This window comes from Proteinivorax tanatarense (genome assembly GCF_040267685.1).
Lineage (GTDB): Bacteria > Bacillota > Proteinivoracia > Proteinivoracales > Proteinivoracaceae > Proteinivorax > Proteinivorax tanatarense.
The window spans coordinates 2,234,830-2,257,042 of sequence record NZ_CP158367.1 but is presented as its reverse complement, the minus strand read 5'-3'; the positions used below and the strand labels follow the sequence as shown (position 1 = coordinate 2,257,042).

At 34.1% G+C, this 22,213-nt stretch carries 16 protein-coding genes and 2 riboswitches; of the genes, 12 read left to right on the top strand and 4 right to left on the bottom strand.

All coding sequences use genetic code 11. The features are described from left to right. Nucleotides 1-70 precede the first annotated feature (70 nt). Both hemA and PRVXT_RS11085 read left to right on the top strand, forming a co-directional pair. Nucleotides 71-1,426, top strand: a complete 1,356-nt coding sequence (gene hemA / locus PRVXT_RS11090; RefSeq protein WP_350342937.1) for a glutamyl-tRNA reductase — start codon at nt 71-73, stop codon at nt 1,424-1,426. Then, a complete protein-coding gene (locus tag PRVXT_RS11085) occupies nt 1,338-1,988 on the top strand; it encodes a precorrin-2 dehydrogenase/sirohydrochlorin ferrochelatase family protein (protein WP_350342936.1) in 651 nt (216 codons plus the stop codon). The genes hemA and PRVXT_RS11085 overlap by 89 nt, the downstream gene beginning before the upstream one ends. A 74-nt stretch (nt 1,989-2,062) precedes the next feature. Here PRVXT_RS11085 and abc-f read toward each other — a convergent pair whose 3' ends face one another. Together abc-f and PRVXT_RS11075 are read right to left on the bottom strand one after the other, a co-directional pair. After that, on the bottom strand, nt 2,063-3,640 hold the full coding sequence (gene abc-f, locus PRVXT_RS11080; protein ID WP_350342935.1) for a ribosomal protection-like ABC-F family protein: 1,578 nt from the start codon (nt 3,638-3,640) through the stop codon (nt 2,063-2,065). Between the two features lie 480 nt (nt 3,641-4,120). Next, complete coding sequence (locus PRVXT_RS11075) at nt 4,121-5,290, bottom strand: L-lactate MFS transporter (RefSeq protein ID WP_350342934.1); 1,170 nt, start codon at nt 5,288-5,290, stop codon at nt 4,121-4,123. A gap of 237 nt (nt 5,291-5,527) precedes the next feature. On the opposite strand from PRVXT_RS11075, the gene PRVXT_RS11070 reads away from it, so the two are divergent. Next, nucleotides 5,528-6,337: a helical backbone metal receptor gene (locus tag PRVXT_RS11070; RefSeq protein WP_350342933.1), complete on the top strand. Its 810-nt coding sequence runs from the start codon at nt 5,528-5,530 to the stop codon at nt 6,335-6,337. Nucleotides 6,338-6,498: 161 nt separating this feature from the next. Further along, nucleotides 6,499-7,839: a CoA-disulfide reductase gene (locus PRVXT_RS11065; RefSeq protein ID WP_350342932.1), complete on the top strand. Its 1,341-nt coding sequence runs from the start codon at nt 6,499-6,501 to the stop codon at nt 7,837-7,839. A gap of 796 nt (nt 7,840-8,635) precedes the next feature. On the opposite strand, the gene PRVXT_RS11060 is transcribed toward PRVXT_RS11065, so the two are convergent. Beyond that, the gene (locus PRVXT_RS11060; protein ID WP_350342931.1) at nt 8,636-9,595 is read right to left on the bottom strand and encodes a helix-turn-helix domain-containing protein; all 960 of its coding nucleotides are present in this window, start codon (nt 9,593-9,595) and stop codon (nt 8,636-8,638) included. A gap of 403 nt (nt 9,596-9,998) precedes the next feature. Between PRVXT_RS11060 and PRVXT_RS11055 the strand changes: the two genes are divergently transcribed. Both PRVXT_RS11055 and PRVXT_RS11050 read left to right on the top strand, forming a co-directional pair. Further along, nucleotides 9,999-11,594, top strand: a complete 1,596-nt coding sequence (locus tag PRVXT_RS11055) for a S8 family peptidase (RefSeq protein WP_350342930.1) — start codon at nt 9,999-10,001, stop codon at nt 11,592-11,594. A gap of 255 nt (nt 11,595-11,849) precedes the next feature. Beyond that, the gene (locus tag PRVXT_RS11050) at nt 11,850-13,064 is read left to right on the top strand and encodes an EAL and HDOD domain-containing protein (RefSeq protein WP_350342929.1); all 1,215 of its coding nucleotides are present in this window, start codon (nt 11,850-11,852) and stop codon (nt 13,062-13,064) included. Between the two features lie 118 nt (nt 13,065-13,182). Here PRVXT_RS11050 and PRVXT_RS11045 read toward each other — a convergent pair whose 3' ends face one another. Then, a complete protein-coding gene (locus PRVXT_RS11045; RefSeq protein WP_350342928.1) occupies nt 13,183-15,171 on the bottom strand; it encodes an anthrax toxin lethal factor-related metalloendopeptidase in 1,989 nt (662 codons plus the stop codon). Between the two features lie 1,571 nt (nt 15,172-16,742). After that, nucleotides 16,743-16,843: riboswitch (TPP riboswitch) on the top strand. A gap of 46 nt (nt 16,844-16,889) precedes the next feature. Continuing rightward, a riboswitch (TPP riboswitch) is annotated at nt 16,890-16,997 on the top strand. Between the two features lie 129 nt (nt 16,998-17,126). Here PRVXT_RS11045 and thiS point away from each other — a divergent pair. From thiS to PRVXT_RS11015, 6 genes are read left to right on the top strand one after another with little or no spacing between them, the layout of a single operon-like run. Continuing rightward, entirely contained in the window at nt 17,127-17,321 is a 195-nt protein-coding gene (thiS, locus tag PRVXT_RS11040) for a sulfur carrier protein ThiS (RefSeq protein WP_350342927.1), read from the top strand. 2 nt (nt 17,322-17,323) lie between these two features. Beyond that, the gene (gene thiF, locus PRVXT_RS11035) at nt 17,324-18,130 is read left to right on the top strand and encodes a sulfur carrier protein ThiS adenylyltransferase ThiF (RefSeq protein WP_350342926.1); all 807 of its coding nucleotides are present in this window, start codon (nt 17,324-17,326) and stop codon (nt 18,128-18,130) included. A gap of 12 nt (nt 18,131-18,142) precedes the next feature. Beyond that, on the top strand, nt 18,143-18,919 hold the full coding sequence (locus tag PRVXT_RS11030) for a thiazole synthase (protein WP_350342925.1): 777 nt from the start codon (nt 18,143-18,145) through the stop codon (nt 18,917-18,919). Further along, entirely contained in the window at nt 18,919-20,022 is a 1,104-nt protein-coding gene (thiH, locus tag PRVXT_RS11025) for a 2-iminoacetate synthase ThiH (RefSeq protein ID WP_350342924.1), read from the top strand. The genes PRVXT_RS11030 and thiH overlap by 1 nt, the downstream gene beginning before the upstream one ends. Nucleotides 20,023-20,062: 40 nt before the next feature. Continuing rightward, the gene (gene thiC / locus PRVXT_RS11020) at nt 20,063-21,376 is read left to right on the top strand and encodes a phosphomethylpyrimidine synthase ThiC (RefSeq protein ID WP_350342923.1); all 1,314 of its coding nucleotides are present in this window, start codon (nt 20,063-20,065) and stop codon (nt 21,374-21,376) included. Continuing rightward, nucleotides 21,369-21,965: a thiamine phosphate synthase gene (locus PRVXT_RS11015; RefSeq protein ID WP_350342922.1), complete on the top strand. Its 597-nt coding sequence runs from the start codon at nt 21,369-21,371 to the stop codon at nt 21,963-21,965. Before thiC ends, PRVXT_RS11015 begins: the two co-directional genes overlap by 8 nt. Nucleotides 21,966-22,213: the final 248 nt, after the last annotated feature.

Here is a 22,213-nt window from a genome sequence, read left to right as displayed (position 1 = left end):
AAAATTCTTAAGAGAGTATATAATTAAAACATTTTTTTGCGTTAAAACTTCTCAATATGAGGGTGATTGTATGAGGATAGTTGTTTTTGGAGTAACCTTCAAAACCTCTAATATTGCAGTTAGAGAAAGAGTGGCATTTAATAAAAGTCAAATAGAAGAAGCCTATGCTTACTTTAGAAAAACAAATTTTATCGAAGAATCTGTAATTATATCTACATGCAATAGAAGCGAAGTATATGCAGTTGTTAAGAATCCCGAAACTGCAAAAGAGTGGTTTAGGGATTTTTTCGAAAGATATTTTAATTTAAGAAAAAGAGAGTTAACAGGAAGCTATTTTATAAAAAAAGAAAGAGAAGCAGTAAACCATATATTTAGAGTAAGCTGTGGTTTAGATTCTCTAGTACTTGGTGAAGACCAAATTTTAGGCCAAGTGAAGGATGCATTTGTGTATGCGCTGGAAAATAAGCACTCAAAAAAAATATTAAATAGGTTGTTTAACGAAGCAGTATCTTTTGCTAAAGGAGCAAAAACAAAAACAGAAATTTCCCAAAAGCCTTTATCTATCAGTACAATAGCAGTACAACAAATGGAACAGACTTTAGGAAATATTCAAGGTGAAAAGATTTTGGTCATAGGTTTTGGTCAAATGAGTAGGGTGTCTATAGAGAATTTGTTGGACAAAAAAGCTGCTATAGTTTTTATATGTAATAGGACCGGGAAATCTGTGAGAAAATTTCAAGAGAACCATAAAAAAACTGTATATATACCTTATGAAGAAAGATATAACGTGATTAACGAAGTTGCTGCTGTTTTAACTGCGACAGCAGCAAATAGCCATGTACTTAAAAAATCTCAATTTTCAAAAGAAGTTATAAATAAAAATGTATGTATTATTGATATAGCCCTTCCCAGGGATGTTGATCCTGATATTGGTAAAATAGCAGGTGTAAGCTTATACCATATGGAACAGTTGAAAAAGGTTGTACATTCAAATAGGAAATATCGAGAAAAATGCAAAGATAAGATTGAAGAGGAGATAGAAAATATCGTTGATAAGTACCAGGACTGGTATAGATGCCTTCCAATATTTCCAACAATAGCAGCTTTAAAAGATTATACCCACAAATTAGCAGAAAAAGAGTTGCAAATCTTGTTTAATAGATATTCTACTGAAGTTGATAATGAAAAAGAGTTAATTGAGTCAGTAGCAAAACGAATTACAAACAAAATGTGGAAAAGACCAATTTTGCATATGAAAAATGCTGGTCAAAAAGGAGAAGGGGAACAAGTTGCTGCTGTCTTTAATGATATTTTTGGTTTGAATGGGGAGGCAAAAGATGAAAAAATATTATCCTGTGATGCTAAATATAGAAGGGAGAAAATGTACAGTAGTGGGAGGGGGGGCAGTTGCATTAAGGAAAATTAAAAATCTATTAAATTATGGAGCGCAAGTTAAAGTAGTAAGTCCAAAAATATTAACAGAAATAGAAAACATGGCTGGAGAAGGAAGAATAACACTTAAAAAAAGACCTTATCAAGATGGTGATTTAGATGAAAATTTTTTAGTGTATGTAGCAACAGATGATTATGCTGTCAATCAAAGATGTTATATAGAGGCCCAAAGAGTTGGAGCTATACTTAACGTTGTTGATATCCCCAAGTTTTGTGATTTCTTAGTTCCGGCAATACATAGGGAAGGAAACTTAACTGTAGCAATCTCAACAGATGGTAAAAGTCCTATGTTAGCTAAAAAAATTAAAGAACAACTGAAACAACATTATGGTCCGGAATATGGTGATATTTTGAGCATACTGGGAGAAATAAGAAAGAAAGCTCTGTTAGAAATACAAGAAATAGATAAAAGGAAAGCTTTATTTTTTCATCTTGTTTATGGGATTACTTTCGAGGGAGATAAGATTGAATATGAAAAAGAGATGTGGAATTCATATAATTTTTTTAAAGAAAAATGCATAACTAAAAATAAATAAGTCAAATAAACAATCAAAGCCTCATAGGATTAAGATATGAGGCTTTACTGATTTAGTCTATTTTAGTAGTTGAATCATCTTAATGAGAGAATTTTATTTGCTACACTTTTACCAAAAGTTTCGTCGTGCTCAACAAAGATGATAGTAGGCTTGAATTTTAGGATTGCCTCTTCTAGCTGAGTTCTAAATAATATGTCCATGAAATTTAGTGGTTCATCCCAAATAAAAAGATGGTTATCTGTACAAAGAGCTCTAGTTATGTCTATTTTTTTTAGTTCACCTTGACTAAATGTTTCTATTGGTCTATCAAAGTATTCTTCACCTAAGTCAAAATAAGATAAGATGTTTCTAAATTTATTTTTACTAATTTTAGACTGTATTAGAAGATTGTTAAGAGAGCCTTGTGTCCATTTTAGGTTTTGATTGCCAACTGATATATTAAGGAAGCTGTTTTTTTCTATTTTTCCTGCAGTACCTTTAAGATCACCTGATATAATTTTTAGCAGTGTAGTTTTTCCACAACCATTTTTGCCTTTAACCCATAACCTATCACCTTTAAAGACTTTAAAATTAAGTTTATCTATAATTTTTTTATCACCATAGCAAAAAGATAGATCTTTGGTAGCAATATATAAATCTTCTTCTAGTTTACTTTGCGATAAATATAGTTCTTTTGCAGTTTCATAGTTTTTAAGGAGGTTTTTTTTCTCTTTTAGCATCTGGTTTGTTCGACGCTCTATGCTTATACTTCTTTTCATAAGTCGTGCAGCGACAGAGCCAATAGCTCCTTTATTTCCTCTACAGCCAATTTTCTCCTTCTCTTTATCTGCAGACCATCTTCTATTTTTGTTAGCAGACTCTTCAAGGATTTTCACCTGTTTTTCGATGTTTTTTTTAGTGCGAGTTTCAAAACCTTCCTTGATATTTTTGTTATAGATCCAAGATGAAAAGTTACCTTTTTCTAGATATATTGTTTCTTTGTTAATAGATAGCACATGGTCTATACATCCATCTAAAAAATTTCTATCATGGGATACTACTATAAAACCATTTTTTTGAGATAAATATCTAGATAGATTCTTTCTACCCTTTAAATCTAAATGATTTGTAGGTTCATCAATTAACAAAAAGCTATTTTTTTTCAAAAACAAAGACACCAGCAATGCTTTTTGTTTCTCTCCTCCTGACAAACTTTTAAAGTCTCTATACAAGGTATCAGGAGCTAAGCCGATATAATTAAACTCTCTTTCAATCATTGAATTTATACTATATCCATTTAAATTTTCATATTTTTCTATAACGTTGCCGTAAAGTCTAGAATTTTCCTTGTTCCAATTGTTGACGCATTTTGTCATTATATTTTCTAGCTGATGATAGTTTGCTATATTTTCTTTCACTATATCTATAGTTTTAGTGTAGTTTTCCTTATATGCAAATGGGAATTTTTCAGTATTAAGTGGTACTTTGATTTTACCAGTGGAAGGCTGTAAATCATTGTTTATGAGGTTTAAAAGAGTCGTCTTACCTCTACCGTTTCTGCCAACCAGCCCTAGCTTCCAACTAGAATGTAATTTCAAATTTACATCTTTAAAAATCTCTTTATAAAATTTACTATAATAGAATGACATGTTTTGAATTTCTATTGTCGACATATAAATCTCTCCTTATATTTTAATTTTTCAACAAAATATAACGGGATCATTTTAAAAACCTCCTTTCCAAGTTAAAAAATCCACTTCTATCAGGTTATTATTAAAGAAAAAAGGAAATGGCCTAAAAAGCCATTTCCTTTGATATATAATTTAAATTTTACACAAATAAATAGTAGGCTAGGCCTACTATTATAAAAATGTTTTTAAGTATAGAAGACCTAGCCTATTTAAAAGAACATATCTTGTAAATAGGCTTCCCAAAATAGAATGTATTAACTTTGATAAAGTATAAATTATTTTGGAAAGTGATCATTTTTGCACCTGCTTCTTTATTTTGACTTAAACCTATCATAAAAAGGAAAATTAGTCAAATACATTTATTGAGTAGCTTTAGTTAATCGAGTAAAGATATTGCATAAAACGAAACACAGGTGAAGTTAGTAAACCTTAACATTTTTTAGGACTAAAAAGAGGCTGTATTTACTTTAAGCTAGGACTAGGAGGAGTGACAACATAAGTCAAAGCGCCACCTAATATTGAAAGCATTGCAGCTATAAGAAAAGTAGCTTGAAATTCTCCAATACTTGAAATTATCATCGGTCCAACTAAAGCTCCCATTCCATAAGCTTGGAACACTAAGCCATAGTTGGCGCCTAAATTTTTATTGCCGTAATACTCACTTGTTATCGCTGGGAAAATTGCCATGATGCCACCAAAGCTGAAGGCTATACTAGAAACACAAGTAAAGAAAAGAATATAACTAAGCTCAATAAAGCTCATTATAATTAACGAGATTATGATAAATAAAAAAAGCAGCCTGATAACCTTAATTCTCCCCGCTTTATCTGAAGTTGCACCCATTAGAATTCTACCCGCTGCATTAAATATAGCTATTACAGAAACAGCTCCAGCAGCAACAGAAGCATCTAACCCTGCTAGTTCAGTGCCAATATCTTTGGCAAGACCTATTATCATGAGCCCACTTAAACTTCCTAAAAGAAGTATCATCCATAGCAAGTAAAACGATTTAGTTTTCAGCATCTGTTTAACAGAAAAGTTGTTGCTATTTTCGCAAAAACCCTCTTTTCTATGGGTATTATTTCGCGGATTTATTAGAAACTGAGAACCTATAAGTCCTAAAACAGTACAAATGGCACCTAGGTATAAAAAAGTTACTGAAACTCCGCTATTTTCAATAAAATACTCAATTATTGATTTAAAAGCAAGGCTTCCTAATCCGAAGGAACCCACTGTAATCCCTGTTATAAAACCTTTTTTATCGGGGAACCATTTTAAGCATGTGGATAATGGGCAGACATAAGCAAAGCCAACTCCAGCTCCTGCTATGATTCCATAAAAAAAATATAATTGAATAAGAGAATTGGCTGTGGAGGAAAGAGCTATCCCTCCTCCATATAGTAAAATACCGATAGTAGAAACTTTTCTTGGTCCTATCTTGTCCTGTAATCTACCAGAAATAATAGTTATCAAGGCAAAAACAAAAATAGCAATTGAATATGCTAGATATACCTCGTTATTTAACCAACCATATTTATCCATTAAAGGTTGATTAAATAAACTCCATGTATATATGCTTCCTACACAAATTTGAACTATCACAGCTCCTAATACGACAAGCCACCGATTCATATATTATCCTCCCTAAATATATACAAATTAAACTTATATAACTTACTACCTGATTATTATAGCATAAAACCTATAACAACTAATATCGAATTGAGTCTGCTATCTAGGGTTATAATGTTTTGATAGCAAAATGTATAGATTAAAGAAGGCATAATCTTATTGAATTACCTAACAAACTGTATTAACATGTGATTAGATTGGGCTGGAAAGTAGAATCTAGAAAGGGGAAAATTAGATATGAAAATAGTGTCATTAGTACCATCAGCCACTGAATCCATATATTTTTTGGGCTTAGAAGACTATTTAGTAGGGGTAACTGCATATTGCAATTACCCAGCTGCGGCAAAAAGTAAAGAAAAAGTGGGCTCCTTTGCAAGCCCTGACTTAAAGAAGATTTTGGATCACAAACCTAATATAGTTTATGTAAGCTATAACTTACATAAAGAAGTTATTAAACAACTAAAAAGAAGATCTATAAAAGTTGTTAATGCTACACCTAGTACTGTTGAAGATATATTTACTGTTTTAGATAGTATAGCTGAAGCTTGCCAAAGTCATGAGGCTAATATTTTGATTTCAAAATTAAGAGGTCAAATGCAAATAACAATTGGAGAAAGTAAAATAAAGGATGTCAGAACTGTACGGTTAATGTATAAAAGTAAAGACGTTTTTTTAACACCTGGCTATGGTTCGTATCAGTTTGATGTATTGAAGATTCTTGGCGCTAAACAAATGATTTTTGATAATGACAACTCATATTGCCAAATTAAATTAAAAGAAATTAAAAAATTTAATCCTGAAGTTATTTTGCTTTGTGGAATGAATGAAGAAAAAAGCAACTCAGCTAGATGTGAAAAATGCAGGTTAGTTGGTACAACAATTTGTCATAAAAGTGCTTGTAATCTAGTAAATCAAGAGTTAGTTGAGGTTGAAGCTGTGAAAAATGACCGTGTTTATCCCATTCACTGTTCCTCAATGTGCCGTCCAGGACCTAGGCTAATAGAAAGCTTGCCTATGTTATCCAATCTTATTAACAGTAAAGGTTAATATTATCATTAAAATTTAGATGTAATCGTTTTTAATTTTTAGTTTTGGAAGGATAGGGTAAAAGCATATAGAATATTTATATATAAAGAAAAAATTAGTTGTTTTCTTTCGTTTTAGCAATGAGCTAAAAAAGAATTTAATAATTTGAGGAGGGGTACATAATGAAACTTGTTGTAATTGGAGGAGTGGCTGCAGGATTATCAGCAGCTAGCAAGTCTAAAAGAGAAGACCCTAAAATTGATGTAGAAGTTTATACAGCGGAGCAGCATATATCTTATGCTGCATGTGGGCTACCTTATTATATTCAAGGGTTAATTGATGATTCTAGCGAACTTATAGCACGAACACAAAAACAGTTGGCTAAAAATGGTGTTAACGTTACCACAAGCACATTAGTAGAAAGAATTGAGCCTAAAGAAAAGAAAATAGTTGTTAAACACTTATCAACTGGTGAAAGAAGAACAACAAGTTATGATAAGCTTGTTATCGCTACTGGAGCCAGTCCAATTGTACCTCCTATAGAAGGAAGAGAGTTAGATAATATTTTTACAGTAAAGAATATTCCAGATGCTGATCAAATAAAAAAACAGATTCCAAAGGCTAAAAAAGTTGTAATTGTGGGTGGGGGTTATATAGGACTGGAGATGGTAGATGCATTTTTTGCCCATGATATGGAAATTACTATAGTGGAAATGGCACCTCAGTTAATGGGTAATATTGATAGTGATATGGCAGAGGTCGTTTTAAAGAGTTTGAAGGAAAAAGGGATTAAAGTTTGTTTAAGTGAAAAGGTAGAGAGTTTTGAAGGAAGAGGAAAAGTTGAAAAGATTGTAACCGACAAAGGCTCTCATAAAGCAGATATGGTTATTATGGCTATAGGAGTTGCTCCAAATAGCTGGTTAGCTAAAGATGCTCAAATTCAGCTGGGTGTGAAAAACGCTATTAAAACAAATAGAAAAATGGAGACCAGTGAAAAAGATATTTATGCAGCAGGTGACTGCACCACTGCTTATCATCTTCTTTATGAAGACTATGTATATATTCCCCTTGGGACAACGGCAAATAAACAAGGAAGGTTAGCGGGGGAAAATATAGCTGGGCTAGATTCAGAATTTCAAGGAATCATTGGAACGGGTATTATGAAGGTGCTTGACTTAGAAGTAGGGAGGACTGGTCTTAGTTCTAAAGAAGCAAAGAAATTAGGAAAAAAGTTTTATGAAACTACTATATCAATACCAAACATAGCAGGATATTATCCTGGGCATGGTAAGGGGAAAATGAAGCTGATAGTAGAAAAAGGTAGTGGGACAATATTGGGAGCTCAAATTATAGGCCCTAAAGGCACGGCAAAAAGAATAGACACAGTGGCAGCATGTATCCAAAATAACAATAATATCTGGGATATGGCAAAGCTAGACCTTGCATATGCTCCACCTTTTAGCTCAGTTTGGGATCCGGTGATAATGGCAGCAAACGTGGCTATTAAAAATTTTGAAAAGTAATTAATTGGTGGAGAATAGCATAAAATTCAGAGGTGTAATCCTACTTGAAAAAATGAACCTATGTCATGAACATTTAAAAAAAGCTTAAGAAAACTTCCCTCACGTCACAAAAGTGATGTGAGGGAAGTTTTTATGCTGTAATAGGATATATATCAGTCTTTAAATTTTATATATTGATTTTGGGATAGATTGGCTAGGTTCCATTGGTAATGGTTACTATTGCAATAATCCATATCATTATCAATCTCCGTCTTTAACATAAAGTTAATACAGCACCTTCTTTCAATTTTGACCGGGTCCCCTCTACGCGGCAATCTTCTAATCACACACCGTAGCAGGTAATTCATTACCTGCGAACATGGTAGCATAAAAGGGTTTCATATCCCTAATGCAAAACTTAACTCCCATTTTCATCTGTCCAACCAATGGGGAATGAATCTCCCTCTACGACGATAATCCTCTAATCACACACCGTAGCAGGTAATTCATTGCCTGCGAACATGGTAGCACAAATGGGGGTTTCATATCTCTAATGGAAAACCTAACTCCCATTTTCATCTTCCAACCAACGGGGAATGAATTCCCCTCTACGACGGTAATCCTCCAATCACACACCGTAGCAGGTAATTCATTGCCTGCGAACATGGTAGCATAAAAGGGTTTCATATCCCTAATGCAAAACCCAACTCCCATTTTCATCTTCCAACTCCAAGGGGAATAAATTCCCCTCTAAGACGATAATCCTCCAATCTAATAGGTGAACCCCCAAAGCGTTGAATTGGTTCACTACTATAATTTAGCTTAAAAAATTTGGAATAATAATGCCATATTTTTCTTTAGAAACTTCGATATACTTTTTTAGTAATTCATTATTACCTGTGGATTTTAAAAGGTAAAATGCATTTTCTACCGAAGTAACATAATTTTCTACACCTAAATGATATTGAGCTATTCCTTGCCGATAATAAAGAAGGTAAAGAGGTCTAAAAACATCGTTTTTTAAGCAATAGTTAATACCTTTAATACAGATCTTAATAACTTGTGGGTGTTCATCTAACCTATGAAAATTGTAGGCAATATTGGAGTACACTTTTGCTATTAAAGAGTCAATATATTGGGTTTTAAATTTATCGTTTAGCAGTTCATATAGTATAAAATATAAAATTTTATTACTAAAAGAAAACTTTTCTTCTTTAACAATAAGTAAGCTTATTAAAAGCAAAATTCTATACTCAATATAGCAGTAATTATAGCTGTCAAACTTTTTCAAATCAAAACTAGGGATTGTTAACCTAAGATTATTTATTAAATCAACTTTGGCTATTTGGACTTCTACTAGCTGTCCAGTGATGTGGACTTTGAGCGCTTTTATAAAAGCTAAAAATTGGTCAATTTCTTTAGGGTTTAAAATATTGGTATGGTCAATCGATGTTATGTTTGTTTCAATCTGGTTTTGTAGCTCTTTAATTTTCTCTTTGTTACCTGAAGTAATCGCATAGTCTAAATCATCATGGTATTCGTATAGCAGCTTTTCGCACCTATAACTTTTAAGCACATCCAACAGGTCCTGTTTATAAACTAAAGACAGTAGTTCTAGCGTTTCATACCGTGGGATGACTTGCCCTGCTTCAATCCGCCTTATTGTGTCAGCGCTAATGGCGACAATTTGTTCTACATCAAGTTGATTATAACCTATATTTTTTCTAATTCGCCTTAACTCTTCTCCAAAACCATCCAACTCATACTTAACAAACATACTTAATCCCCCCAAATCCTTAATAGGATTTTTTTTTATTGTATACTAAAAAAAAAAAAAGTAAATTAAAAAGTTGAGAAAAGTAAATGGCATATGATTAATAATATTGGATTTAATATGGCAACGCGTTATAACTTTAGAATCCAGAATAAGTTCTGGATTTTCTGACTATTCAATATTGTATAATAATAAACAAACAAAAGAGAGGGGGATTAACATGAAAAAAAGATTAATAGTTAGCAGTTTAGTTTTAGCGTTAATTATCTCATTCGCCTTCGCTCCTAATGTAGCATTAGCCGGGGAAGAAGATGTTCCTAGAGAATGTATATCTCAATGATGATTGTTTGTTATTTTTTGTTTTAGTTTGATGAGAGTGAATGCAAAAAAAAAAGGGGTTTTTGTTATGTTGAAAAGATTATCGGTTATGGTAATTGTGATTATGATAGTTACTACATTTACTGGTGCTGCTTTAGCTAACGAAGATGAACAAGAATTATATTCCTCAATTGAGGGAGAAATGATTGTTACCATCTCTGGGCAGAGTGGTTTTAGGGCTCAGAATTCGCAAAATGAGTTTTCAAAACATGTAAAGGCAATCGAAAAAAGTGGTTTTAGAGTAAAAGATTCTCTTTTTGGAGAGAAGAATGAAAAAGATATTAGCATTCAAAATTTTGCCGATGATAAAGTGGAACAACTAACTAAATCAATGGGCTTTGTATATTTGGTTGATTATAGTGAACATTTCGACTCAATAACAGAAGCATCTAAAGCTTTAGAAAAACAGCTTGTTGACCAAGGGATAGATGTAGAATATATAGAACCTAATTATAAGCTATATACACTTGGAAATCCACATGATGACATGCATCCTAATCAACAATGGCATTATGAAATGATTAACGCTCCTCAAACATGGAGTAATCTAACGGTTGGTTCCCAAGATGTGACAGTGGCCATACTTGATACAGGTATAGATTATAATCATCAAAGTTTAGAAAACCTTGTAGATACAAGCTTAGGCATAAATTATACAACTAGCAACGAAAATGACTTTATGGATAGACAAGGTCATGGAACACATGTTGCAGGAACTGTGGCAAGCTACAACGGTGTTACAGGAGTAGCTTACAATGTAACATTAGTACCAGTAAAAGTGTTAGGAGATGATGGTAGTGGCTCTCTTTATGACATAATAAATGGTGTTATATACGCCACAGATATTGGAGCAGACATAATAAATATGTCTTTAGGTGGAGGACTCTACTCTCCAAGTATGAATAATGCCTGTGAAGCGGCCGCTGAAGCTGGGACTATACCTATAGCTGCTAGCGGGAACGATGGAAGAGCAAGTATTTCTTATCCTGCAAATTATGATTCTGTAATGGCTGTGGGTTCAGTTGATTCTAACGGAAGTAGATCTAGTTTTTCAAATTATGGAGATGGTCTTGATATAGTTGCCCCTGGCAGAAACATATATAGTACTACTCCAAATAACGGATATAATACTTTTACTGGGACATCAATGGCAGCTCCTCATGTAGCAGGAGTAGCAAGTTTAATACGGTCAGTAGATTCTGAACTTTCAACAGATGAAGTTATAAACATAATAAATAGTACAGCCCAAGAAGCAGGGTCATTTTATCAATATGGACATGGTATTGTAGACACTTATGCAGCTGTTTCTCAGGCCAATGGAGACTCAGATCCTGACCCAGACCCTGACCCAGATCCTGAAGTTGATGTTATAGGCCATGAAGTTCGAAATACCCAAACATGGACTGAAACAAGTGGTTGGTGGTGGTGGACTGTTACAGAGTATCATATAAGCGCTGATGTATATATACTATTAAGTGATGGGACAGAATATTATCATGGACAAGTTTCCGATTATAGTAGCCAAGGCTACCCCACAATAGAAAAAACAGTAACTGGTGAAGCAGTAGCTGATTCAACAGATGAGTTAATACCTTATACTATAGATATTATTGTAGAAAAATAACTTTCGATAGTGTTTAAGTGTTTAAAAGACTGAGATATGATTTACAACTACTAAAAATGGTTCCAATCATTGTTTTGATGATTGGAACCATTTTTAGTAGTTGCACAGCGGTACTTTTCAAAACAGGATACTTATTACTATTATCCTATACCAATAGGACTATTATCTTATGAAAAAAAATTGTTGGTAAATTAGTAGGGTGCTATAATATGGATAATATTAGTAAATGGGCAAGAATTTTGGGGAGGATAAAAAATGGATGTATATCTGGCGAGGCAACCAATCTTTACTAGAAAATTAGATATTTTTGGATATGAGCTATTGTATCGTAGAAGTTTAAACAATTTCTATGAAGGAGATGATGATACCAAAGCTACGGCTGAGCTTATAAACAATGCTTTTTTGGTTATGAAGTTTAATGAACTTACAGAAGGAAGCTATGGGTTTATTAATTTTTCTCAAGAAATGCTAGAGCGGGAAATACCACTGCTTTTAGATAAAGATAAAATTATTGTAGAAGTGCTAGAAAGGGTAGATGTGACAGAACGGGTACTTTTGGCATGTAAAAAGTTGAAAAAAGAAGGATATATAATAGCCTTAGATGACTTCGTTTTAAAAGAAGAGAACAAACCTTTAATAGAGATAGCAGATATAATTAAGATGGACTTTTTGGCAAGTAGCAAAGAACATCAGCAGCAAGTAATTGATAGATATGGCAAAAAGGTAAAGTTTTTAGCTGAGAAAGTTGAGACAAGGGAGAATTTTCAGCGAGCATTGTCCATGGGATATCAGTATTTTCAAGGATATTTTTTTAGTAAGCCTGCCATAAAGACAGGTACTGAAATTGATGGGCTGGATTGTAATTTGCTCCGAATATTAAATGAACTTGAGCGCAAAGAGCCAGACTATCAGAGGATTACCAACATAATAGAAACGGATTTAGGATTATCCTATAAATTATTAAAACTAGCTAACTCTGTGTTTTATGGTTCGAGGTTTGAAATTAAGACAATTAAACAGGCTTTGGTTAGAATGGGAACTGGAGAAATCAAAAAATGGATCTATCTTTTGATGCTTAAAAGAGTTAAAGGGATAGAAAATAAAGAACTAATAAAAATCAGCTTGGTACGGGCTAAAATAATGGAATATATTTCCGAAGAGTATGGAAATAAGTATAATCATCTGGATTTTTTTATGACAGGATTATTTTCTTGTATAGATGTTCTGTTAAAGAGAAAAATGGAAGATATATTACAAGATCTATTGTTAAATGATGATGTTAAAAAAGCCTTAATTGGAGATAACAACCAACTAAAGCATGGGTTAGATTTAGTAAAAGACTTTGAACAGGGAAATTGGAGTAAATTAGAGGGAAACACCATTTTTAACAATATACCACCACAAAGATTTATGGGGAAATATATAGAAGCACTACAATGGATTAAAGAGTTAGAATATCTTGCTATATAGTGTTTTAAAATTTTTTAGTTTATAACAATCAGGGGGGATGAAAATCCCCCCTGATTGTTATAAACTATCTATGGTATTTAATGAGGTGCCTGGCTTCATTCCTTGAAATTAAGTTTTGTTAAAAATCATTTAAACCTTTTGTAAAATTTTTATATCCACCTTTAAGTTGCTCAAAAATTGTATTCCTTTCAATTTTAATGGTGGGGATTTTATCTTCAGGAAGTGCTGAAACGTCATTTTTTGAATTTACTTTATTTGTGTTTATAAAAAAACTTCCCTGTCTATCCATAAGCAGATAAATAGAATTTTCGGCCTTTAGTGGCCTAAAAGTAATGCCCTCTTTTAAAATAGTAAAGGCAACATCATGATAACTTTTAGGAGCTGATATTTGGATAGATTCTTGGTTTAAAGAATAAACATGGTATGTATAACTATTATCTTTGATATGTTTAATTTCATGAGTGCTTCGGTCGACAGTTGCGGCCATTTCGGGAGTAAACTTATTCATATTTGCTTGATGACCGTCTAGATGTTTTTCGAAAAAATCATAAGTTTTTGGTGCATATTCCTCTATTTCTTTGATAGTCGGCGTATAGCCAGCTGCCCTATCTTCACTAATATAATAACTTGCAAATCCTTCGGCAAAATACTCGTCGGAGTTATCAGTGAAATGAGTTAAATCATACCAGGAGTGGTTAAAGATTGTTGTTGCCTCTTTAGAAAAGATATTCTTAAACTCATCTTTTTCAGAAGTTCTATATAAAAGGTAGTGGTCCACAGCATGTCCAATTTCATGTAAAGTTGTTATAAAAGGATTGCTTATATCAAGTCTAGTGATTAACAGGTTATGTTTATAGCTAGCAAGTCCTACTGGATTAGCTTCTCTTAATGTTCCAGCATTTGTTTTGTCATCCCAATCAAACTCTGGTTGATATGCAATATGTCCGTATATAAATCGATGAGTGACTCCGGCAGCTACAAGGTCTTCTAGTATAGGTAATGGTATGTTTTCAATTTCTTTAATGATGTTAGTTAATAATTGTTTGTTATAAGAGCCTTGAGGAACTTCAATATATTTATACATCAGCGATTTAAACAAAATATCTTCGCTTGCAGGTTCTATAACAGAGGATAGATTATTTAGTTCTAAAAAACAACTTTCAAACTGTTTAGTGGTAGTGTTAAATAAATCAAATAAAGTATACTCATAAAGTTGAAGCATCATTATATGGCGGTGAACATTGTCTACAATTACATTATTTAATGCAGTGACAACTTCTTTTTCGTCGTAAAAAAATTGTCCATAAGTTACTTTTCCATCAACCCATGTTCCAGTAAACACCTTTTCAGACTTGGGATTATATAGTTTCCCTTCTCCATTGGGAAGTCCATAGTCCCAAACTCCTTTATAGACTACTTTTTCATCTGCAAAGAACTTGCCGTGGCCGCTATAATAATTGTTTGACCATTGACCATCATAAATTAGGTCATTTTTATCGAATTCCTTTCCTTGACCATGACGTGCATGGTCTTTCCACTGCCCTTTATAAATTAATTGCTCATTATAATAGTATTTACCGTTGCCATTAAACTTGTTGTCTTTAAATTCACCATTAAATATGAGGTTATTATCGGCATCAAAAAGTTTTCCTTGCCCATTTTTATGGCCTTTTTCCCATTCACCTTCATATTTTAACTTCTGCTCCTTATAATAACTACTGCCGAAGCCGTGAGGGAGTCCATATTTAAAATCTCCAGTATATAAGGTATAACCATTTTTATATAAAGTTCCGTATTCATGTAGTTTGCCGTCTTTGAATTGTCCTTCGGCAATAACTTGCCCATGTTCAGAGTACAGAACTCCTTTGCCATTAGGCAAACCACTATCTATATCACCTTTGAACTTAATTGAGCCGTCGGGGTAGTATATATTGCTCCTGCCTTCATACCCAAATAAAAGAATGCTAGAAAAAATACCGGTTATTATTAGTAGAAATGAAAGGAAACTGACCACTAATAAAGTGAGTTTTCTTTTTAAAGATTTTTTGGGTTTAGTTCTGTTACTACGTGACGTTCTGTTACTATTATTTAATTTTTCGTCACTCATTAGAGGCTCCTCCTCATTAAAAGTTTAATATTATATAATTCGACATAACCATACAAAACCCTTTAGTTTTTTGTGCTATGCAATGGGAAAAGGTAAGGAGCTTGGTTTAGGCAGTTGGAACAAAAGGAATCTATAGACTTCCATGCCCGCAGGCAATGAATTACCTGCTACGTAAGTTGATATGTTGACCTAGAAAGAAGAGATTATGTTTTTAAATGTACTGGTAAGCTTAACTAAAATAAAAAACGTTAATGTTTTAAATGTTATGGGTAAATTGAACTAAGAAGAAAAACTAAAATTTCTAAACGTAGAGGGGAATTCATTCCCCGGGGTATGTAAAAGGTGGTTGCAGCAACAATGGTTGAGGGTAGTGATATCCGTGATGATAGAAAGTAGCGTGAGGAAGTTGTAGGTATCAGACTTGGTCATTTGGATACCTATGCCCGCAGGCAATGAATTACCTGCTACGTAAGTTGATGTGTTGACCTAGAAAGAAGAGATTATGTTTTTAAATGTTATGGGTAAATTGAACTAAGAAGAAAAACTAATATTTCTAAACGTAGAGGGGAATTCATTCCCCGGGGTATGTAAAAGGTGGTTGCAGCAACAATGGTTGAGGGCAGTGATATCCGTGATGATAGAGAATAGCGTGAGGAAGTTGTAGGTACCAAGCTAGGTCATTTGGATATCTATTCCAGCAGGCAATGAATTACTTGCTACTACGTTAGTGGATGTGTTGATCTAGAAAAGAAGAGATTATGTTTTGAATGTTATTGGTAAGCTTAACCAGAATAAAAAATTAAAGATATTAAATGTATTAGTTAGTTTAAATAGGAAGAAAAAATCAATATTATTAAACGTAGAGGGGAATTCATTCCCCGGGGTATGTAAAAGGTGGTTGCAGCAATAATGGTTGAGGGCAGTGATATCCGTGATGATAGAAAGTAGCGTGAGGAAGTTGTAGGTATCAGACTTGGTCATTTGGATACCTATGCCCGCAGACAATGAATTACCTGCTACGTAAGTTGATGTGTTGACCTAGAAAGAAGAGATTATGTTTTTAAATGTTATGGGTAAATTGAACTAAGAAGAAAAACTAATATTTCTAAACGTAGAGGGGAATTCATTCCCCGGGGTATGTAAAAGGTGGTTGCAGCAATAATGGTTGAGGGCAGTGATATCCGTGATGATAGAGAATAGCGTGAGGAAGTTGTAGGTATCAGACTTGGTCATTTGGATACTTATGCCCGCAGGCAATGAATTACCTGCTACTACGTTAGTAAATGTGTTGATCTAGAAAGAAGAGATTATGTTTTTGAATGTTGTAGAGGGGAATGCATTCCCCGGGGTATGTAGAAGATAGCTGTAGCAACAATGGTTGAAGGAGGTGGATTTTTTTGCTGATGTGAGGTTAGAGACATAAAAATTTCAATGTATAAAAAGATGTAATATCCCCCTTCCAACTGACCAACTGTCTGCTGTCCAACTCCAGGGGAACTCATTCCCCTAGGATGTTTAATACTATTATTTGACATTTCTACTTATCATAGTTATAATTAAATAAAAGTACATATAAAAGCTAGGGGTGCCTTTTGGCTGAGAGGGCAAGTGCTGCCTAACCCTTGAACCTGATGTAGTTTACACTACCGTAGGAAAGCTAAAAACACTTAACTGTGTACAAAAGCTCACCTATGGTGAGCTTTATTTTTATATCAAAAATTGAATATAAGGGGAGCTTATATTAATAGGCTGAGAAAGAGATGTTATCTCTGACCCTAAAACCTGATTTGGGTAATGCCAACGTAGGGAGCTAGTTTTTTATGTGGATAAAAGGCAAACCCTAGGTGGTTTGCCTTTGTTTTTATTGTAGGTGAAACTACTCGAAATTAGTAGTTAAGAAAAGTCACAATTGTAAGTGGGTGTATTTTAGTTTCAGGTATAAGGAGGTGAAAATTATGGTAGTGGTTAACGGTAAGGAAATGGAGATGGCAGGAATAACTGTAACAGAGATGCTTGATAAGTTAAACTTTGACCATACAAAGGTGGTGGTTGAAATTAACCAACAGATAATTGACAAACGAAATTACCACAGCATAGTGTTAGATGAAAAAGATAAAATTGAGATAGTAGGATTTGTGGGAGGCGGTTAAATATGCGAGTATATGTTAATGAACAGCTTATGACTGTATCTCAAGGTGAAACTGCTTTTGGGATTAGAGATAAAACAAAAAAAGATGCGGATATAGTTGTTTTGAATGGTTTTATTATAAAGAAAAATCAGCAGTTAAAAGACAATGATGAAGTAATTTTAATAAAAAAGGGTCAAATCCTTGAAAAAGAGGAGCTAGAAGCACTGTTAGTTGCCAGGCATACACCCGGCGTTCATAAAAAGGTTAAAAAATCCACTGTAGGTATTGCTGGACTTGGTGGACTAGGATCAAATATTGCTTTGTCCTTGGCTAGAACAGGAGTTGGCAAACTAATACTTGTGGACTTTGACGTAGTAGAGCCTAGTAATTTAAACCGTCAACACTATTTTGTAAAGCATATAGGGATGTACAAAACTGATGCATTGAAAGATTTGTTGTCACAAGTTAATCCTTTTGTAGAAGTGGAAACAAAACAGGTTTATTTAGATGAGAGTAACATAACAGAAGTTTTTAAAGGAGTTGATATTGTTGTAGAAGCTTTTGATAATCCTGTCAGTAAGGCAGAGCTTGTTAACACGACGTTATCAAAACTATACCCAAAACCCATAGTGGCAGCTTCTGGTATGGCAGGTTACTATTCAAGTAATTTAATAGAAACTAAAAAGATTAGGGAGAATTTTTATTTAGTTGGTGATGGAGAAAATGAAGCTAAAGAGGGTTCAGGCCTAATGGCACCTAGAGTAGCTATAACAGCAAATCATCAGGCTAATATGGTACTGAGGTTGATTTTAGGCAAAGAAGACGTTTAAAGGAGGATGAAAATGGACCAATTTGTATTAGCTGGAACAACATTTAGCAGCAGGTTGTTTGTAGGCACAGGGAAGTTTGCCAACCATAAACTTATGGGCGAGGCTATCAAAAGTTCAAATAGTGAAATGGTTACTATGGCATTACGAAGAGTTGATATGGATAACAGAGAAACAGATATTTTAGAACATATACCTAAAAGATGCACCTTGCTTCCAAACACATCAGGTGCTAGAAATGCCCAGGAAGCAGTTCGTATTGCAAATTTAGCCAGAGCAACAGGTTGCGGTGATTGGATAAAGATAGAGGTTATATCAGACCAAAAATATCTACTTCCTGATAATTACGAGACTATCAAGGCAACGGAAGTTTTAGTTGGTGAAGGATTTAAAGTTTTACCTTACATGAGTCCTGATTTGATGGCTGCAAAGGCCATGGAAGAAGCTGGAGCGGCAGCGGTTATGCCTCTTGGAGCACCAATTGGCACAAACCGTGGCCTTAAAACGAGAGAACTCATAGAAATATTGATTGACGAGATTAACGTTCCTATAATCGTTGATGCGGGTATTGGGAAACCATCCCAAGCAGCTGAAGCAATGGAGATGGGAGCAGAGGCAGTACTGGTAAATACCGCAATTTCCTCAGCTTCTGATCCTGTAAAAATGGCACAAGCTTTTGATTTAGCCGTAAAGGCGGGAAGAAGTGCTTATGTAGCAAAGGCGGGAGTAGAAGCAAAGGTTGCTGAGGCATCGTCTCCCTTAACGGGTTTTTTAAATGAGGATGATAAATAATGTCCTTTGCTGATGTGCTAGAAAAATACAATGATTTTGATTACAATACTTATTTCTCTTCTGTGACTAAAAATGATATTTTAAAGGTACTTAAAAAAAGCAAACTTGATGTAAACGATTATCTTGTTCTACTTTCACCAGCAGCCAGTGAGTGTTTAGAGGAGATGGCTCAGAGAGCTAATAGACTAACCATTCAACATTTTGGTAAAACTGTTTTATTGTATACGCCGATGTATCTATCTAATTTTTGTGTTAATAAATGTCTTTATTGTTCCTTTAACACAGAGCATAATATAAGTCGTAGAAAACTTAATAAGAGTGAAATAAAAAAAGAAGCTGAGGCTATATCTAAAACGGGCATTAAACACATACTTGTACTTACGGGGGAATCTAGGCAGGAAACTCCAGTTTCATATATTTTAGATGCTGTAAAAATACTTAATAAATATTTTCATTCAATATCTATAGAAATTTATCCGCTGACTGGAGAAGAGTATAGGCAAATGATTGATGCTGGGGTTGATGGACTTACTATCTACCAAGAAGTTTATGATGAAGGTACTTATAAAAAAGTACATGTTAAAGGGCCTAAAAAAGATTACCAATTTAGACTTAAAGCGCCTGAGCGTGCATGTGAGCAGAAAATTAGAACAGTTAATATAGGGGCGCTTTTAGGCCTTGCCCATTGGAGGAAAGAAGCTTTTAAAACCGGGTTACATGCAAGTTATTTACAAGAAACATACCCAGATGTTGAAGTAAGTATTTCCCTTCCAAGAATACGACCCCATGTGGGTAGTTACGATAATATTTATGATGTAAAAGATAAGGAGTTAGTTCAAATTCTTTTGGCGTTTAAAAACTTTATTCCTTATGGTGGAGTTACTATATCTACAAGAGAAGAGCAAGCTTTTAGGGATAAACTGGTTCCGTTAGGGGTTACTAAAATGTCAGCCGGAGTTATGACCTCTGTTGGTGGACATAGTGCTAAAAAAGAAGAAACCAGCCAATTTCAAATTGGAGATATCCGCAGTGTGGATGAAATAAAGGAAGCTATTTTTGCTATCGGTTATCAGCCAATTTTAAAAGATTGGTTAAAATTATAATTTTTCGTTTTTCAATTATAAAAAAAGGGAGAGTTGTGTAATGGAGTTTACCACTCAGATGGATGCGGCTAAGAAGGGTATTGTTACTAAAGAGATGGAGAAAGTAGCTAAAAAGGAAAAAATGGAAGTAGAGGAATTAAGAAGTCTTGTAGCTGAAGGAAAGGTTGCTATTCCTGCAAATAAGAACCATAAAAGCCTAGACCCAGAAGCCATAGGAGAAGGGCTAAGAACAAAGATTAACGTTAATTTAGGGATATCTAAGGATTGTCCAAGCATCGACGCGGAGTTAGAAAAAGTACAAACAGCCATAGACATGAAAGCAGAAGCTATAATGGATTTAAGTTCATTTGGTAAAACTGAGGAGTTTAGAAAAAGGCTTGTTGATATGTCTCCGGCAATGATAGGTACTGTTCCTATCTATGATGCAGTTGGATTTTATGATAAGGAATTAAAAGATATTACAGCTCAAGAGTTTTTAGATGTTGTAGAAAAGCATGGCAAAGATGGAGTAGATTTTGTAACTATACATGCAGGGATTAATGGAGAAACAGCAGAAGTTTTTAAGCGCAACAAAAGGATTACTAATATAGTGTCTCGGGGTGGATCTTTAATGTACGCTTGGATGGAATTAAACGGAAAAGAAAACCCATTTTTTGAGCACTATGATAAGCTGTTGGATATTTGTGAAAAATATGACATTACTTTAAGTTTAGGAGATGCATGTAGGCCGGGGTGTATAAGCGATGCTACCGACGCCAGTCAAGTAAAAGAGCTTATGGTGCTAGGAGAGTTAACGCTAAGAGCTTGGGAACGTAATGTACAGGTGATGATAGAAGGACCGGGGCATATGGCGATAAATGAAATAGAAGCTAATATGGTGCTGGAAAAGAAGTTGTGCCACGGTGCGCCCTTTTATGTGTTGGGTCCAATAGTGACAGATATAGCTCCAGGCTATGATCATATAACAAGTGCTATCGGAGGTGCTATTGCAGCTAGCCACGGTGCAGATTTTTTATGTTATGTAACCCCAGCTGAACATCTAAGACTTCCTAATCTAGAGGATATGAAAGAAGGGATTATAGCTTCTAAAATTGCAGCTCATGCTGGAGATATTGCAAAAGGAGTTAAAGGAGCAAAAAATGTAGATAATGAGATGAGCCGTCGCCGTCAAAAACTAGATTGGAAGGGGATGTTTGAGTTAGCTATAGATCCAGAAAAAGCACAGAGGTATAGAGCAGAATCAATGCCTGAGCACGAGGATAGCTGCACCATGTGCGGAAAGATGTGCTCAATGCGCAACATGAACAAGGTTATGGAAGGTAAAGACATAAATATATTAAGAGAAGATGAGTAAAAAAATATATCTTGTTACAAACAGAAAATTAGCTGGGGACAACTATTATCATGCAATAGAACAATCGATAAAGGGCGGTATCGATGGAATAATACTAAGGGAAAAAGACCTGCCGACAGAAAAGCTCCTGCCTATAGCTGTTAAGATTAAACAAATAATAGGCGATAAAAATATAAAGCTTATTATTAACAGCAACATAGAGGTTGCCAAAGCAATAAAATCCGATGGAATCCATATGCCATATAAGGAATTTATGGGATTAGAGGTTAAATATAACGCCCTTATAGGAGTGTCTGTACATTCTGTAAAAGAAGCAATACAAGCTCAAAAAAGCGGGGCAGACTACCTAATATGCGGGCATGTTTTTCAAACTGACTGCAAAAAAGGACTTGAACCACGAGGGGTGTCATGGCTTACAGATATTTTAAAAAAGGTAACTATACCGGTAATACCAATTGGTGGTATAACCCCAAAAACTATAGATGCAATCACCCACCTACCTATTTCAGCAGTAGCTGTAATGTCGCTAATAATGGAATCAAAAAATGCTAAAAATGTTATAAAGAAACTGAAAGAAAATAGACTGTAATAAAAATACGGTCTATTTTTTAACTTTTACAAAATTATTACAACAGTCGTGTAATATAAATGAAACAATAAATCGAAAAAGAAGAAAAGTGTTATCTTTTGAAATAGGCTTAACTAACATAAAGAAAACTCAAAAATAAAAACGTTCTTACAAAGGTGAACCAAGAAGGGTTTTTTAGAGGTGTAACTTTTTTATAATAAAAATCACTTAACAAAAAAACTACTTATTTATGTAAGTTTAAAAAATTA